This window comes from Thioclava sp. PTB-PU3-1 (assembly GCF_055666785.1).
The window spans coordinates 145,599-160,512 of sequence record NZ_JBVNVL010000007.1 but is presented as its reverse complement, the minus strand read 5'-3'; the positions used below and the strand labels follow the sequence as shown (position 1 = coordinate 160,512).

Genomic DNA, 14,914 nt, shown 5'->3' with positions numbered 1-14,914 from the left:
GCCGGGCGCGTCAATGGCCCGAGCGGGGGCCGCGGTAGGCAGAGACGACGCGGGCGGCCCGGCATCGCCTGCCGGACCGCCCGAAATCGGACCTTGCGAGAGGATCAGTCCTCGGCAGTAAAGCCCGCAGCCTCGATCCCGGCGACAGCCACCTTGGCGTCATTGTCCGAGGTGTCGCCGGTGACGCCCATCGCACCGATCACCGCCCCGCTCTCGTCGCGGATCAGCACGCCGCCGGGCACCGGGCAGGTCTTGCCGTCATAGATGCCGTTCACCGCGGCCATGAAATAGGCCTGCGCTTCGGCCCGCGCCATCTGCGCCTTGCCGCCCATGCCCAGCATCACCGCGCCGTAAGCCTTGGCGCGCGCGATCTCGAACCGACCCGGCGCGGCGCCGTCGGCGCGCGCGAAAGCCAGCGGGTGACCGCCCGCATCCAGCACGATCGCCGAGAGCGGTTTCAGTTCGTCTTCCACACCTTGCGCGAGCGCGGTGTCGATCATCTTCTGCGCTTGTTCCAGGGTGATCATGCGCGTTCCTCCTTCACTTGCAGGCGGCGCTGATGCAGCACCGGTTCCGTATATCCCGAGGGCTGGACCGTGCCCAGGAAGCACAGATCGCACGCCGCCTGGAAGGCGAAGCCGTCATAGCCAGGCGCCATCGGGCGGTAGTTCGGGTCGCCCTCGTTCTGGCGGTCGACGACCTTGGCCATTTTGCGCAGCGCCTCCATCACCTGACCCTCGCTGACCAGCCCATGTTCGAGCCAGTTCGCGATCGCCTGGCTGGAAATCCGGCAGGTCGCGCGGTCTTCCATCAGGCCCACGTCGTGGATGTCGGGCACCTTCGAGCAGCCGACACCCTGATCGACCCAGCGCACGACATAGCCGAGGATGCCCTGCGCGTTGTTCTCGATCTCGGTGCGGATTTCCTCTTCCGAGTAGTTCTTGCCCCGTGCGAGCGGGATCGTCAGCAGATCGTCGAGCCGCGCCGGGCGGTTCATCGCGGCGATCTCCTGCTGGCGGCGCTTCACATCGACCTTGTGGTAATGCGTGGCATGCAGCGTGGCCGCCGTCGGCGACGGCACCCAGGCGCAGTTCGCGCCCGCCAGCGGATGGTTGACCTTGGCCTCGAGCATATCGGCCATCCGGTCGGGCATCGCCCACATGCCTTTGCCGATCTGCGCCTTGCCCGCCAGCCCGCAGGCCAGCCCGATATCGACGTTGCGATCCTCATAGGCTTCGATCCACGGCTGGCCCTTCATCTCGCCCTTGGCGAGCATCGGACCGGCCTGCATCGAGGTGTAGATCTCGTCGCCCGTGCGGTCGAGGAAGCCCGTGTTGATGAAGGCCACGCGGTTCTTCGCGGCGCGGATGCATTCCTTGAGATTGACCGAGGTGCGGCGCTCCTCGTCCATGATGCCCAGCTTCACCGTGTAACGCGGCAGGCCCAGAACCTCTTCGACCTTGTCGAAGATCTCGGTCGCGAAGGCGACCTCTTCGGGGCCGTGCATCTTCGGCTTCACCACATAGACTGAGCCGGTAACCGAGTTGCGCGGACCTTCGGTCTTCTTCAGGTCATGCATCGCACAAAGCGTGGTGACCATCGCGTCCATCAGCCCCTCGAAGGCCTCTTCGCCGTCGCGGGTCAGGATCGCGGGCGTGGTCATCAGGTGGCCGACATTGCGCACCAACATCAGCGAACGGCCCTTCAGCGTGATCTTCTCGCCACCGCCGCCGGTGAACTGGTAATCGCCTTCAAGCCGCCGGACCGTCTTCTCGCCGTTCTTCACGACGTTTTCGCGCAGATCGCCCTTCATCAGACCCAGCCAGTTACCATAGGCCTGAACCTTGTCCTCGGCATCGACACAGGCAACCGAGTCCTCGCAATCCATGATCGTGCTGATCGCGGCCTCGAGGATGACATCGGCGATATCGGCAGGATCGGCCTGACCGACCTCGGTGGTCGGGTCGATCTCGATCACGAGATGCAGCCCGTTATTTTCCAGCAGAACCTCCGACAGCGCGCCCTCGTCGGAAATGTTGAACCCGAGGAACTGCGCCGGATCGGCCAGCCCCGTTTCGCCCACCGCGTTCTCGACGAAGAAGACGCCGTTCTCTACGCGCAGCGCGGTCACACCGGTCCAGCTGCCGCCTGCAAGCGGCACTGCCTCGTCGAGAAATGCCTTCGCACGCTCGATCACGCGGGCGCCACGTTCGGGGTCATAGCCCTTGCCCTGCGGCAGATCGCCAAGCGCATCCGTGCCGTAAAGCGCATCGTAAAGGCTGCCCCAGCGCGCATTCGCGGCATTGAGCGCATAGCGCGCATTGGTGATCGGCACGACGAGCTGCGGACCGCAGACGGTGGCGAATTCGGGATCGGTTTCCGGCGTCTCGATCTTGAAGTCGTCGCCTTCGGGCAGGAGGTAGCCGATCTCTTTCAGGAAGGATTTATAGTCTTCGAAATCAAAGCCTTCGGCGCGGTGATGCGCGTGCCAGTCGTCGAGCTTGGACTGGATCGCCTCGCGCGCCTCCAGCAGCGCGCGGTTCTTCTGCCCCTGCGTATGCAGCAGGTCCGACAGCCCCTCCCAGAAGCGCTCCGGCGCGACGCCAGTTCCCGGCAAAGCCTGATCCTCGATGAAGGCGGCCAGTTCGACCGCCACCTGCAGTTCGTTTCGTGCGACCCGCTGTGCCATTGTGCCCTCCCGGTTTTCTTAGACGCGTACTAGATGAAACCGCTGAGCGTGAATGTCCAGCGGATTGCCGCCAGCGCGCGGGAAGACGCTAAGACGGTGAAAGGGCGTCAAAAGGCCAGCGGCTCACGGAAGCGGGAGCGATGCAGCCGCGCGCGACCCGTCCGAGCTCACTGCTGGATCGGGTCGGCCTGCGTCGCGTCGCCATTGCTTTCAACATTGCCGACACCAGTCGTCTCGGGCGCTTGCGTGGTGGACAGGCCCCCTTCACCTCAGGTAACGCAACCCACCCGCTTCAGGTTCGCCCGGCCTGCCACGCGTCTCTCAGAGCAGTCCGCGAAACCGCTTTGAAAACCCCGAGCGGGGCAGATACTGTTCCGCCAGCTGCGGGACAGCGACGCCAAGACCGGGTCGCGCCCGCCGAACATCAGAGGTGCTGCTCACGCAAAGGCGAACTTGCTTTCGCACGGGCGCGCGCCACCTGACATAACCCGAAGTTAATTAGGAATATCGTTAGAATGTCCGCTGAACTGACGGCTGCCGACGCCCCTGCCAAGCGCCTGAGCGACTACCGCCCCTACCCCTTCACCCTCGAGACCGTGCGGCTTGATTTCACGCTCGACCCGGACGCGACCGAAGTGCGCGCGCGCCTCACCTTTTCGCCCCGGCAGGAGGCGGCCGCGCTGGAACTCGATGGCGAAGATCTGGAGCTTGTCTCGGTTGCAGTGGACGGGCGGGCGCTGACGCCGGACGACTATGAACTGACAAAGACAGGCCTGACGATCCCGGCGAACGTTCTGCCCTCGCAGCCCTTCACGCTGGAAACCGTCACGCGGATCGCACCGTCGAAGAATACCGCGCTCGAAGGGCTTTATATGTCCAACGGCATGTATTGCACGCAATGCGAGGCCGAGGGCTTCCGCAAGATCACCTACTACCCGGACCGCCCCGATGTGATGGCGCGCTTCCACGTCACGATCACCGGCGACCAGCCGGTGCTGCTGGCGAATGGCGATCTCGTCGAGAGCCGCGAGGGCTATGCCGAATGGGTCGATCCGTGGCCCAAGCCCGCCTATCTCTTCGCGCTGGTCGCGGGCGACCTGCGCGCGCATTCGGGCACATTCACCACGATGTCGGGCCGCAAGGTCGCGACGAATATCTGGGTCCGTCCGGGCGACGAGGACCGCTGCGACTTCGCCCTGCAGGCGCTCCACCGCTCGATGCGCTGGGACGAAGAGGCCTATGGGCGCGAATACGACTTGGACATTTTCAACATCGTTGCCGTCGATGACTTCAACATGGGCGCGATGGAGAACAAGGGGTTGAACATTTTCAACTCCAAATGGGTTCTGGCCTCGCCCAAGACCGCGACCGATGCCGATTACGAACGCATCGAGGGCATCATCGCGCATGAATATTTCCACAACTGGACCGGCAACCGGATCACCTGCCGCGACTGGTTCCAGTTGTGCCTGAAAGAGGGGCTGACAGTCTATCGCGACCAGCAGTTCACCGGCGACATGCGCGGCCATGCGACGAAGCGGATCGACGATGTCCTCTCGCTGCGCGGACGACAGTTCCGCGAGGATCGCGGCCCGCTCTCGCACCCACCGCGCCCCGATCATTACCGCGAGATCAACAACTTCTACACCGCGACCGTCTATGAGAAGGGCGCCGAGATCGTGGGCATGCTGCACCGCTTGCTGGGCGCAGAGGGCTACCGCGCCGCGCTGGATCTCTATTTCGAGCGCCATGACGGGCAGGCCTGCACGATCGAAGACTGGCTGAAGGTCTTCGAGGACAGCTCGGGCCGCGATCTGAGCCAGTTCAAGCGCTGGTATACCGATGCGGGCACGCCGACCCTGCGGGTGCGCGACAGCTTCAAGGACGGCACATACACGCTTGAATTCGAACAGGAAACGCGCCCCACGCCCGGCCAGTCGGAGAAGCTTCCGCGCCACATTCCGATTGAAGTCGGCCTTCTGTCCGAGAATGGCGACGAGGTCGTGTCCTCCACCGTTCTGGAGATGACCGAGGCGAAACAAAGCTTCACCTTCGACGGGCTCGCGACGCGCCCGGTGCCCTCGATCCTGCGCGACTTTTCCGCCCCCGTGCGGCTGGAGCGCGACGCCGACACGTCCGAGCTGGCCTTCCTGCTGACCCACGACCGCGACCCGTTCAACCGCTGGGAGGCAGGCCGCGCGCTGGCCCAGAAAGTGCTGATCGGGCGGGTGCTGGGACAGGAAACCGACGCGTCCTTCTCCGATGCGATCGGGGCGCTGCTGCGCGACGAGACCGCCGATCCGGCTTTCCGTGCGCTGTGCCTGAACCTGCCGTCCGAGGACAGCATCGCGCAGGCGCTCTACGATCAAGGAGAGACGCCCGATCCGGCGGCGATCTACGCGGCGCGTGAAGGGCTCGCCCGCGATCTGGCGACTGCGCATAAGACGCTTCTGGCCGAAATCTTCACCAGCACCGAAGCGACAGGCCCCTATAGCTCCGATCCCGAGCAGGCCGGTCCGCGGGCGCTGCGCCTTGCGGTCCTGCGGCTTCTGAACCGCATCGACGGCGGGGCACGGGCGGGGGCGCTTTTCGCCTCGGCCGAGAACATGACCGAAAGCCTCGGCGCACTCGCAGCTCTGGTGCAGACCGGGCAGGACGCCGCCGCCATGGCCGAATTCCGCGAGCGCTGGCAGGGCGACCGGCTGGTGATGGACAAGTGGTTCCTCGTCCAGCTTGCCAATTGCCCGCCAGAGACGGCGCTGGAGCGCGCCGAGGCGCTGACCGGCGATCCGCTCTTCACATGGAAGACGCCGAACCGCTTCCGCGCGCTGATGGCTGGGCTGTCGGGCAATCACGCGGGCTTCCACCGCGCGGACGGGGCGAGCTATCGCTTCTATGCCGACTGGCTCCTGAAGCTCGATCCGGTCAATCCGCAGGTCGCCGCCCGCATGTCCACCGCTTTCGAGACGTGGACGCGCTATGACGAAGGTCGGCGCGAGGAGATGCGCGGCGAGCTGGAACGGATCGCCGTCCAGCCGGGCCTCAGCCGCGACCTGTCGGAGATGACGCAGCGTCTGTTGAGCTAATTTCCGCTCAGCGCCCTTGGGCCGACCCATCTCACCACGGATTGGCCGTATTTTCGGCCCATCCGTGCCGGGTTCGCGAGCTACGAAACGCGGACGCCTGCGCCTTGCGGGCGTTACGCAATTTCGCGGATGGGCTCGACCATGGACGACAATGAATTTGAATACCGACACCAGGCCCGACGGGCGGGAGGCTATCTCGCCCTCGCCTTCGGGATGGCGCTGCTTTACGGCGCAATGAAACTGACCGCGACGACATGGATTCATGTCGCTGCGTGGATCTATCTCGCCCTCACTTTGTACAAGCTGATGCGCAACCGCTCGGGGCTGCTGCGGATCACGCCTGCGCGAATGGAAGTCTATCGCAACGGGCGGCAACTGGGCACGTTCCCACTTGCGCAGATCGACTCGGCGCGGCTGCGGCGGCGCAAGCTTGCGGGCGACGAATGCATGGTCACGCTGCGCGACGGGCGTCGCGCCTACCTGCCACGAGAGGCCACGCCGCCGCTCGACCGGCTCAGCGCGATTTTCGAATCCTATGGGGTACCGGTGGTCTGATCCCCAATCCGGGGCGGTCGCCCTCTTGCTCCCGCCCCTGCCCTGTCCTAGAAGCTTGCCCAAGCCTTTACTGACAGGATGTGGACATGCTCGACCATCTCGAATTCCAAGCCCCCGAACCCAAGGTCATTGCCGGTGCCAAATCGGATTGGGAGCTGGTGATCGGGCTTGAAGTCCACGCGCAGGTGGCCTCGAAAGCCAAGCTGTTCTCGGGCGCCTCGACGAAGTTCGGCGCAGAGCCGAACTCCAACGTGGCCTTCGTCGACGCGGCGATGCCCGGCATGCTGCCGGTGATCAACGAGTTCTGCGTGGCGCAAGCCGTGCGCACCGGGCTCGGCCTCAAAGCCGATATCAACCTGCGCTCGGCCTTCGACCGGAAGAACTATTTCTACCCGGACCTGCCGCAAGGCTACCAGATTTCGCAGCTATACCACCCCATCGTGGGCGAGGGCGAAATCATCGTCGATATGGGCCCGGGCGTCGCCCGCAAGGTCCGGATCGAGCGCATCCACCTCGAGCAGGACGCGGGCAAGTCTATCCACGACATGGACCCGCATATGTCCTTCGTGGACCTCAACCGCACCGGCGTCGCGCTGATGGAAATCGTCTCGCGCCCCGACATTCGCGGCCCCGAGGAAGCGGCCGCCTATGTCGGCAAGCTGCGCCAGATCCTGCGCTATCTGGGCACCTGCGACGGCAACATGCAGAACGGCAACCTGCGCGCCGACGTGAACGTCTCGATCTGCAAACCGGGCGCTTACGAGAAATATCAGGAAACGCAGGATTTCAGCCATCTCGGCACGCGCTGCGAGATCAAGAACATGAACTCGATGCGCTTCATCCAACAGGCCATCGAATACGAGGCCCGTCGCCAGATCGCCATCGTCGAGGACGGCGGCGAAGTGGTGCAGGAGACCCGCCTCTACGATCCGGACAAGGGCGAGACGCGCTCGATGCGTTCGAAGGAAGAGGCGCATGATTACCGCTACTTCCCCTGCCCCGACCTGCTGCCGCTGGAAATCGAGCAGGCCTGGGTCGACGATATCGGCGCCTCGATGCCCGAACTGCCCGACGAGAAGAAGGCGCGCTTCGTCAAGGAGCTGGGCCTGTCGGAATATGACGCCTCGGTGCTGACCGCAGAGGTCGAGAACGCGGATTACTTCGAGGCCGTGGTGGCCGAGGCCGGTGACGGCAAGCTCGCCGCGAACTGGGTCATCAACGAGCTGTTCGGTCGCCTGAAGAAGGAAGATCACGACATCTCGTCGAGCCCGGTCGATGCCGCGCAGCTTGGCGCGATCATCCGGCTCATCAAGTCGGACAAGATCTCGGGCAAGATCGCGAAGGACCTCTTCGAGATCGTCTATACCGAAGGCGGCGACCCCGAGAAGATCGTGGAAGAGCGCGGCATGATTCAGGTCACCGATACCGGCGCCATCGAGGCCGCCGTGGACGAGGTGATCGCCGCGAACCCCGATCAGGTCGAGAAGGCCAAGGCCAACCCCAAGCTGGCTGGCTGGTTCGTCGGTCAGGTCATCAAGGCCTCGGGCGGCAAGGCCAACCCCAAGGCGGTCAACCAGATCGTCGCGCAGAAGCTGGGGCTGTGAACCACGCGAACGCTTCCGATCAAGGCGCCTTCGGGCGCCTTTTTCATGTCGGGACGGAAAGAATTAGGGAACAAGTCTTCGCGCTTGTGGCTTGGGAAGACGCGCCCTAGGCTCACGCGGGCGTGATTGGGAAAGGGTTTGCGATGAGTGGCTTGCTGGCATTGCTGGATGACGTGGCGGGGATCGCCAAAGTGGCGGCGACCTCGATCGACGATGCGGCAGGTCAGGCGGCCAAGGCAGGCTCGAAAGCCGCTGGCGCGCTGATCGACGATGCCGCGGTCACGCCGAAATATGTCCACGGCTTCAAGCCCGCCCGCGAATTGCCGATCGTCGGGAAAATCGCGCTCGGCTCGATCAAGAACAAGCTGATCTTCCTGCTGCCAGCGGCGCTGCTGCTCTCTGCCTTCGCGCCGTGGCTGATCACACCCTTGCTGATGCTGGGCGGATCCTACCTATGTTTCGAAGGCGCGGAGAAGGTCTATCACCTTTTCAAACCCCATGAGCCAGATGCCGAGGGCCATGTCGCGGCAGAGACCGCCGACCATCTCGAGGAAAAGCGCGTCAAAGCCGCGGTGAAGACCGATTTCATCCTCTCCGCCGAGATCATGACGATCGGCCTCGCCGCCCTGCCCTCGGGCCAGCCGATCTGGATGGAGGCGATCGCACTCGCGATCATCGGGATCGGCGTGACGGTCGTGGTCTATGGCTCGGTCGCGCTGATCGTGAAAGCCGATGATGCGGGGCTCTGGCTGGCCGAGAATGGCAAGCTCGGACCTACGCGCGCACTCGGGCGTGGCATCGTGCATGTGATGCCCAGATTGATGCAATTGCTGATGATCGTCGGCACCGCCGCGATGATCTGGGTCGGCGGCAATATCGTGCTGCACGGTCTGGCAGAGCTTGGCTGGCACGCGCCCTACGACTGGATCCACCATCAGGCCGAGGCCGCAGCCCATGCGGCAGGCACGGCGGAAGGCTTCGTCAGCTGGGCCGTCACCGCGTTCTTCGACGGCATCTTCGGGTTGATCTACGGTCTGGTCCTGATCCCCGTCGTCACCCGGATCATCCAGCCGATCTACCGCGCCGTCACCGGCAAGGAAAAGCCCGCGCACTGAGCGCAAGCGGACAGGTTGAGGCCACCCGCGCCGCCCGATAGGCTGGGCGCGAACAGATTTCACGGAGCGCAGATGACCGAGTATTTCGAGACCCAAGAAGGCCGCCGCATCGCCTATAACCTGACGCCGGGCGAAGGGCCGGGCGTGGTGTTCCTCGGCGGGTTCAAATCCGACATGGAAGGCACGAAGGCGCTGGCGCTCGAGGACTGGGCGAAGCGCGAAGGCCGCGCCTTCCTGCGCTTCGACTACTCGGGCCACGGCGTCTCGGACGGCGCATTCGAGGACGGCGCAATCGGCGACTGGTTCGAGGATGCGCGCGACGTGATCATGGCCAAGACCGAAGGCCCGCAGATCCTCGTGGGCTCCTCGATGGGCGGCTGGATCTCGCTCCTGATGTCGCGCGAACACCCCGAGAAAGTCGCAGGCCTCGTCACCATCGCCGCCGCCCCCGATTTCACCGAAGACGGCTATTGGGCGAGCTTCGACAAGGAAACCCGGCACAAGCTGGAGAGCGAAGGCTCCATCGCCATTCCGTCGGATTACGGCGAGCCCTATGTCATCACGCGCCGCCTAATCAACGAGGGCCGCGAGCGGCTGGTGCTGCGCAGCCCGCTGGCGCTGCCCTTCCCCACGCGCTTCCTGCAGGGCACCGCCGACGAGGCCGTCAGCACCGAGACCGCGATCCGGCTGCTGGAGCATGCCGAGGGCGAGGATATGCGCCTGACACTTGTGAAGGGCGCCGATCACCGCTTCTCGGACCCCGATTGCCTCGCGCTGATCGAGACCGCGCTGGCGGAGGTACTCGCCCGGCTGTGATCCGCTGCTGGCGGGCATTTCGATTTGCTTGACCTCGGCCCTTGCGGCACACTCGACGCGAGAAGCGCGAAAACGCGCCGCGATTGAGGTTTCGAGCGATGACAAGCGACCCGCTGGTCTTTCTACCCGGATTCATGTGCGACGCACGGCTGTTCTGGCACCCGCTGCAGGAGCTGTCCTCCGAGCGCTCGGTAATGGTGGCGCGGCTGCGTGGCGCGACGATCGAGGAGATGGCGCAGACCGTGCTCGACGAGGCCCCGCCGCAATTCGCGCTGGTCGGGCATTGGCTGGGCGCGGTAGTCGCGATCGAGATCCTGCGCCGCGCCCCCGACCGGGTGAGCCAGGTCGCGCTGCTCGACGTCTCCCCCCTACCCGAGATGCCGCAGATCGCCGCCGCGCGCGAAACCCGGATCGTGAAGGCGCTCACCGGGCGGCTCGACGAGATGATGCTGGAAGAAATCCCCGCCGACAGCCTCGCCCCCGATCCCGGCCGTGCAGAAATTCAGGCAATGATGCTGGAGATGGCGGCGGGCTTGGGCGCCGACACGTTCGAAGCGCAATCGCGCGCCCTGATGCGCCGCCCCGACTTGCAACGCACGCTGCGCGCCACGAAAACCCGCGCGCTGCTGATGTGCGGCGAATACGACAAGATCTGCCCACCGCGCCGCCACGAATTCCTCGCCGAGCTGATGCCGCATGCCGAATTCCGCCTGATCCTCGGCGCAGGCCACCTCAGCCCGCTGGAGCAACCCGAGAAGATCACCCAGAACCTGCGCGACTGGCTGGAGGCACCGTTATTGTTGGCGTGAGAACGCAACAACCTTCGGGGCTTCGACTTTCCGGGTCCCACGGCATTTGGGGAAATTCGTACAGCCCATGAAGACGTCATTCGTCTTCTTGCTACGACGCTCGACCATCGCGGATCCGCATCGCGGGCACGCATCTGTCGAAGCCTGCGCTTCCACTCGCGTCCTGACGTTCTTGATGTGCTGCTGCGTGGTCCTCAACCCGCGCTCGAACCGCCGATTTTCCAACGCCTGACATAGCGCCTCAACCTCACTCTCCGTGAGCATCACTTGGTGCGGAGACTTCAGAAAGTGGAGCATCGAGTTCCGCCGCCAGTGAACGCTGGAAGGAAACTCGGCTTTCGGGACAGCCCCACCAACGAAGACGATAACCCCCTGAACCTTGCTGCCATCTACACCAAGACACTCTTCGATCGCTTTGATGTGCTTGTAGTTTTGCCGCAGTGGATTCTGAAACTTGGTCTTTTTCTTATAGAGAACCTGCGTCCACTGAGATTGCCTCTCGGCACCGAATATCCAACCGCTCATGTTCTTGGTCTCGATCACGAACACGCCGCTCCGCGAAATGAGGACATGATCGATTTGCGTTGTCCCGTCCTTCACGGGCAGGGTCACATCATCGAAGAGATGCATGCCCCTCTCTTCAGCTAGTTTCTTAAGTCCTTTGCTGACGTAAACCTCTCCGATGAACCCCTTGAAACGGGGGGATTTTACGATCGCAACTAAGAGGAGGAGAAGCAGTACAACGGGGAAAAACAATGCGTCCATAATCTCGGTCTCAAAAAATCCAAGTGATTTTCCGATCATGCGCCGAAACCCGTCAAAACGATGGCGATACCACGAATAAAAAAGCGCTGCCGAAGCAGCGCTTTCTGAAACTCTCGCGTGGAGTGGGATCACCCCGCCTCGGCCGTCTTCATCTTCTTCTTGCGGATCGGCGTGACCGTCGCGGGCTTCCCTTTACCGGGCGCCGGGTTGTCGGCGTTCTCATCGATGAAATCGAGGACCAGCGGGCGGATGTTGTTGCGCCAGTGCGACCCTGCGAAGATGCCGTAATGGCCTGCGCCGGGTTCGAGGTGTTGTTGCTTCATCGAATCCGGCACGCCCGAGCACAGGTCGAGCGCGGCGACGCATTGGCCGGGCGCGGAGATGTCGTCCTTCTCGCCTTCTACGGTCTTCACCGCGACCTTGGTGATTTTCGAGATATCGACCATCTTGCCGCCGACCTCGAAGCGGTTCTGGGCGATCTCGAGGCCCTTGAAGATGCGCTCCACCGTCGAGAGATAGAACTCCGCCGTCATATCCATCACCGCGAGATACTCGTCGTAGAAGCGGTAATGCTTGTCATGCTCGGAGCCTTCGCCCTGCGCCTCGCTCCAGATCTTCTCCTGGAAGGCCTGCGCGTGCTTATCCATGTTCATCGAGATGAACGAGGCGAGCTGCATCAGGCCCGGATAGACCAGACGGCCCGCGCCCTTGTATTTGAAGCCGACGCGCTGGATCACCATCTGCTCGAGCTGGCCCATCGTGACGCGGCGCCCGAAATCGGTGACCTCGGTCGCTTTCGCGTCGGGATCGATCGGCCCGCCGATCAGGGTCAGCGTGCGCGGCTGCGCAGCCGGGTCTTCAGCGGCCAGATAGGCAGTGGCGGCCAGCGCGAGCGGTGCCGGCTGACACACGGCGATCACGTTGCAGTCAGGGCCCATCTTCTTCATGAAATCGACAAGGTAGAGGGTGTAGTCCTCGATATCGAACTTGCCTTCGGAAACGGGGATATCGCGCGCATTATGCCAATCGGTCACCCACACGTCCGCATCGGGCAGCAGCGAGGCCACGGTCGAGCGCAGCAGCGTCGCGTAATGGCCCGACATCGGCGCCACCAGCAGAATGCGCCGTTCCATCGGCTCGCGGCCGTGGACGTTGAAATGCACGAGGCTGCCGAAGGGCTTGTCGAGCACGGTCTCGACCTCGACGAGGTGATCGCGCCCGTCCTCGGCCGCGATCGAATGGATGCCCCAATCGGGCTTGATCACCATCCGTGCGAACGAACGCTCCGTCACCCGGCCCCAGGCCGACATGATCTTGAACATCGGATGCGGGGCGAGCCCCCAGACCGGGTAGGAAGCCATGGCGCGCGCCGAGGCGCCCATCCACTCGTTCGTGTTCCTGAAGGTCTCCATCAGGTCGTAGGACATGATCGTTTTCATATACAACTCCTCGGGGCGGGCCACGCACTCACTCGGCAATGGAAACGCCGCTTTACCCCAAGACTGCGGCGATATTATGCTGGTGCAGAGGATAGGGAGGAATATCATTTATGACAACCGAGGAGACGGACAAAATTGCTGCATCGCAGAAGATGCAAGACAATCTGGCGCGCATCGAAGAGCTGACCGAGCGCATGGTCGATGCGATCGCCCATAAGCGACCGATGAACCCGGCCCTCGAAGGCCCCGGCGCCGATCTCTACATGACGTCCTCTGCAGCCATGATGAATGAGTGGCTCGAAAAGCCCTCGAAAATCCTCGAAGCCCAGGTGAATTACTGGGGTCAGGCGATGAAGCATTACCTCGAAGCGCAGGAGGCGCTCGCCAAGGGCGCGTTCCGCCCGCCGGAAGATCCCGGCCCGTCCGACCCGCGCTTTGTCAATCCGCTCTGGGACAGCCACCCCTATTTCAACTACATCAAACAGCAGTATCTGATCGCGGCCAAAGGCGTGAAAGAGGCGGTCGACAAGCTCGACGATCTCGACCCGGTGGACCGTCAGCGACTGAACTACTTCTCGCGCCAGATCATCGACCTGATGGCGCCCACGAATTTCCTCGCCACCAACCCCGACGCGCTGGAGAAGGCGATCGAGACCGAGGGCGAGAGCCTCGTGAAAGGGCTCGAGAACCTCGTGCGCGACATTGAAGCGAACCGCGGCGATCTGCTGGTGACACTGGCCGACAAGGACGCCTTTACCGTGGGCGAGAATATCGGCACCGCCGAGGGCGCGGTGGTCTATCGCAACCGCCTGTTCGAGCTGATCCAGTACACGCCGACCACCGAAAAGGTTCACAAGACCCCGCTCGTGATCTTCCCGCCCTGGATCAATCGCTTCTACATCATGGACCTGAAGCCGCAGAACTCGCTGATCCGCTGGATCGTCGATCAGGGCTTCACCCTCTTCGTGGTGAGCTGGAAGAACCCCGACCAGAGCTATGCCGATGTCGGTATGGATGACTACGTGCAGGAAGGCTATCTGACCGCGATCGACGAGGTGAAGAAGATCACCGGCGAGAAGAAGGTCAACGCGGTCGGCTACTGCATCGCGGGCACCACGCTGTCGCTGACGCTGGGCCTGCTGAACAAGCGCAAGGACAAGTCGATCAACTCGGCCACCTTTTTCACCACGCTCACCGACTTCTCGGATCAGGGCGAATTCGCGGTTTTCCTGCAGGACGATTTCGTTGACGGGATCGAGCGGCAATGCAAGGCCGACGGGGTGCTCGACAGCTACTTCATGTCGCGCACCTTCTCCTACCTGCGCTCGAACGACCTGATCTATCGGCCCGCAATCCGCAGCTACATGATGGGGGAATCCCCGCCCGCCTTCGACCTGCTGTTCTGGAACGGCGACTCGACGAACCTGCCGGGCAAGATGGCGGTCGAGTATCTGCGCGGGCTCTGCCAGAAGGACCGCTTCGCGCGCGACGGCTTCGAGGTGCTGGGCGAGACGGTCAAGGTCTCGGACGTGAACGTGCCGCTGATGGCGATCGCCTGCGAGACCGACCACATCGCGCCCTGGGTCGCCTCGTTCAACGGGGTCGCGAAGATGGGATCGAAGGACAAGACCTTCATCCTGTCGCAATCGGGCCATATCGCCGGGATCGTGAACCCGCCCAGCAAGAAGAAATATGGCCACTACACCTCTGAGGCGCCGGTCGCGAATCCCAACGAGTGGAAAGCGCAGGCGGAGTTCCACGAGGGAAGCTGGTGGCCGCGCTGGGGCGAATGGCTGGCCAAGAAGTCCGGCGCGATGGTGCCCGCACGCCAGCCCGGCGATGCAGATCACCCGGTTTTGGCTGATGCGCCCGGCACTTATGTCAAAGAAATAGTTAAGATATAACTTTCCCGCTTGGGTTGAAAATTTCTGCGGCGCAGCAATTCTTCTCTTGAAATGCTGCGCCGCAGCATGTATATACGTTGCGTAACCCAAAGGGCCCCGCCAACGTTCCAGACCACGGGCCCCAACCCAACG

11 protein-coding genes are annotated in these 14,914 nt (G+C 63.3%); 7 read left to right on the top strand and 4 right to left on the bottom strand.

Annotated elements, in window-relative coordinates; all coding sequences use genetic code 11:
• Positions 1–104: 104 nt before the first annotated feature.
• Positions 105–527 (bottom strand): GlcG/HbpS family heme-binding protein, encoded by a 423-nt coding sequence (locus ACZ7GB_RS17265; RefSeq protein WP_078547435.1) that lies wholly within the window; start codon positions 525–527, stop codon positions 105–107.
• The gene (locus ACZ7GB_RS17260; protein ID WP_472159703.1) at positions 524–2,689 is read right to left on the bottom strand and encodes a malate synthase G; all 2,166 of its coding nucleotides are present in this window, start codon (positions 2,687–2,689) and stop codon (positions 524–526) included. Before ACZ7GB_RS17260 ends, ACZ7GB_RS17265 begins: the two co-directional genes overlap by 4 nt.
• A 515-nt stretch (positions 2,690–3,204) precedes the next feature.
• Between ACZ7GB_RS17260 and pepN the strand changes: the two genes are divergently transcribed.
• From pepN to ACZ7GB_RS17230, 6 genes are all read left to right on the top strand, one after another.
• The gene (gene pepN, locus ACZ7GB_RS17255; RefSeq protein ID WP_472159702.1) at positions 3,205–5,775 is read left to right on the top strand and encodes an aminopeptidase N; all 2,571 of its coding nucleotides are present in this window, start codon (positions 3,205–3,207) and stop codon (positions 5,773–5,775) included.
• Positions 5,776–5,916: 141 nt separating this feature from the next.
• The gene (locus tag ACZ7GB_RS17250; RefSeq protein ID WP_078571758.1) at positions 5,917–6,330 is read left to right on the top strand and encodes a hypothetical protein; all 414 of its coding nucleotides are present in this window, start codon (positions 5,917–5,919) and stop codon (positions 6,328–6,330) included.
• Positions 6,331–6,416: 86 nt separating this feature from the next.
• Entirely contained in the window at positions 6,417–7,934 is a 1,518-nt protein-coding gene (gene gatB, locus ACZ7GB_RS17245; RefSeq protein ID WP_078571756.1) for an Asp-tRNA(Asn)/Glu-tRNA(Gln) amidotransferase subunit GatB, read from the top strand.
• Between the two features lie 143 nt (positions 7,935–8,077).
• Positions 8,078–9,049, top strand: coding sequence for a DUF808 domain-containing protein (locus ACZ7GB_RS17240; protein WP_472159700.1), 972 nt, complete (start codon positions 8,078–8,080; stop codon positions 9,047–9,049).
• A 72-nt stretch (positions 9,050–9,121) separates the two neighbouring features.
• Positions 9,122–9,865 (top strand): alpha/beta hydrolase, encoded by a 744-nt coding sequence (locus ACZ7GB_RS17235; protein WP_472159699.1) that lies wholly within the window; start codon positions 9,122–9,124, stop codon positions 9,863–9,865.
• A gap of 98 nt (positions 9,866–9,963) precedes the next feature.
• Positions 9,964–10,674 (top strand): alpha/beta fold hydrolase, encoded by a 711-nt coding sequence (locus ACZ7GB_RS17230; protein ID WP_472159697.1) that lies wholly within the window; start codon positions 9,964–9,966, stop codon positions 10,672–10,674.
• Here ACZ7GB_RS17230 and ACZ7GB_RS17225 read toward each other — a convergent pair.
• Together ACZ7GB_RS17225 and phaZ are read right to left on the bottom strand one after the other, a co-directional pair.
• Positions 10,660–11,571: an NERD domain-containing protein gene (locus ACZ7GB_RS17225; RefSeq protein WP_472159696.1), complete on the bottom strand. Its 912-nt coding sequence runs from the start codon at positions 11,569–11,571 to the stop codon at positions 10,660–10,662. The two genes, ACZ7GB_RS17230 and ACZ7GB_RS17225, sit on opposite strands and share 15 nt — an antisense overlap.
• Positions 11,568–12,878, bottom strand: coding sequence for a polyhydroxyalkanoate depolymerase (gene phaZ / locus ACZ7GB_RS17220; RefSeq protein ID WP_472159694.1), 1,311 nt, complete (start codon positions 12,876–12,878; stop codon positions 11,568–11,570). Before phaZ ends, ACZ7GB_RS17225 begins: the two co-directional genes overlap by 4 nt.
• Positions 12,879–12,988: 110 nt before the next feature.
• Between phaZ and phaC the strand changes: the two genes are divergently transcribed.
• A complete protein-coding gene (gene phaC, locus ACZ7GB_RS17215) occupies positions 12,989–14,782 on the top strand; it encodes a class I poly(R)-hydroxyalkanoic acid synthase (RefSeq protein ID WP_472159692.1) in 1,794 nt (597 codons plus the stop codon).
• Positions 14,783–14,914 lie beyond the last annotated feature (132 nt).

Coding starts and splice junctions, on each gene's coding strand:
- ACZ7GB_RS17240 (WP_472159700.1), top strand. CDS start 8,078: ATGAGTGGCTTGCTGGCATTGCTGGATGACGTGGCGGGGATCGCCAAA.
- gatB (WP_078571756.1), top strand. CDS start 6,417: ATGCTCGACCATCTCGAATTCCAAGCCCCCGAACCCAAGGTCATTGCC.
- ACZ7GB_RS17265 (WP_078547435.1), bottom strand. CDS start 527: ATGATCACCCTGGAACAAGCGCAGAAGATGATCGACACCGCGCTCGCG.
- ACZ7GB_RS17235 (WP_472159699.1), top strand. CDS start 9,122: ATGACCGAGTATTTCGAGACCCAAGAAGGCCGCCGCATCGCCTATAAC.
- ACZ7GB_RS17260 (WP_472159703.1), bottom strand. CDS start 2,689: ATGGCACAGCGGGTCGCACGAAACGAACTGCAGGTGGCGGTCGAACTG.
- phaC (WP_472159692.1), top strand. CDS start 12,989: ATGACAACCGAGGAGACGGACAAAATTGCTGCATCGCAGAAGATGCAA.
- ACZ7GB_RS17250 (WP_078571758.1), top strand. CDS start 5,917: ATGGACGACAATGAATTTGAATACCGACACCAGGCCCGACGGGCGGGA.
- phaZ (WP_472159694.1), bottom strand. CDS start 12,878: ATGAAAACGATCATGTCCTACGACCTGATGGAGACCTTCAGGAACACG.
- pepN (WP_472159702.1), top strand. CDS start 3,205: ATGTCCGCTGAACTGACGGCTGCCGACGCCCCTGCCAAGCGCCTGAGC.
- ACZ7GB_RS17230 (WP_472159697.1), top strand. CDS start 9,964: ATGACAAGCGACCCGCTGGTCTTTCTACCCGGATTCATGTGCGACGCA.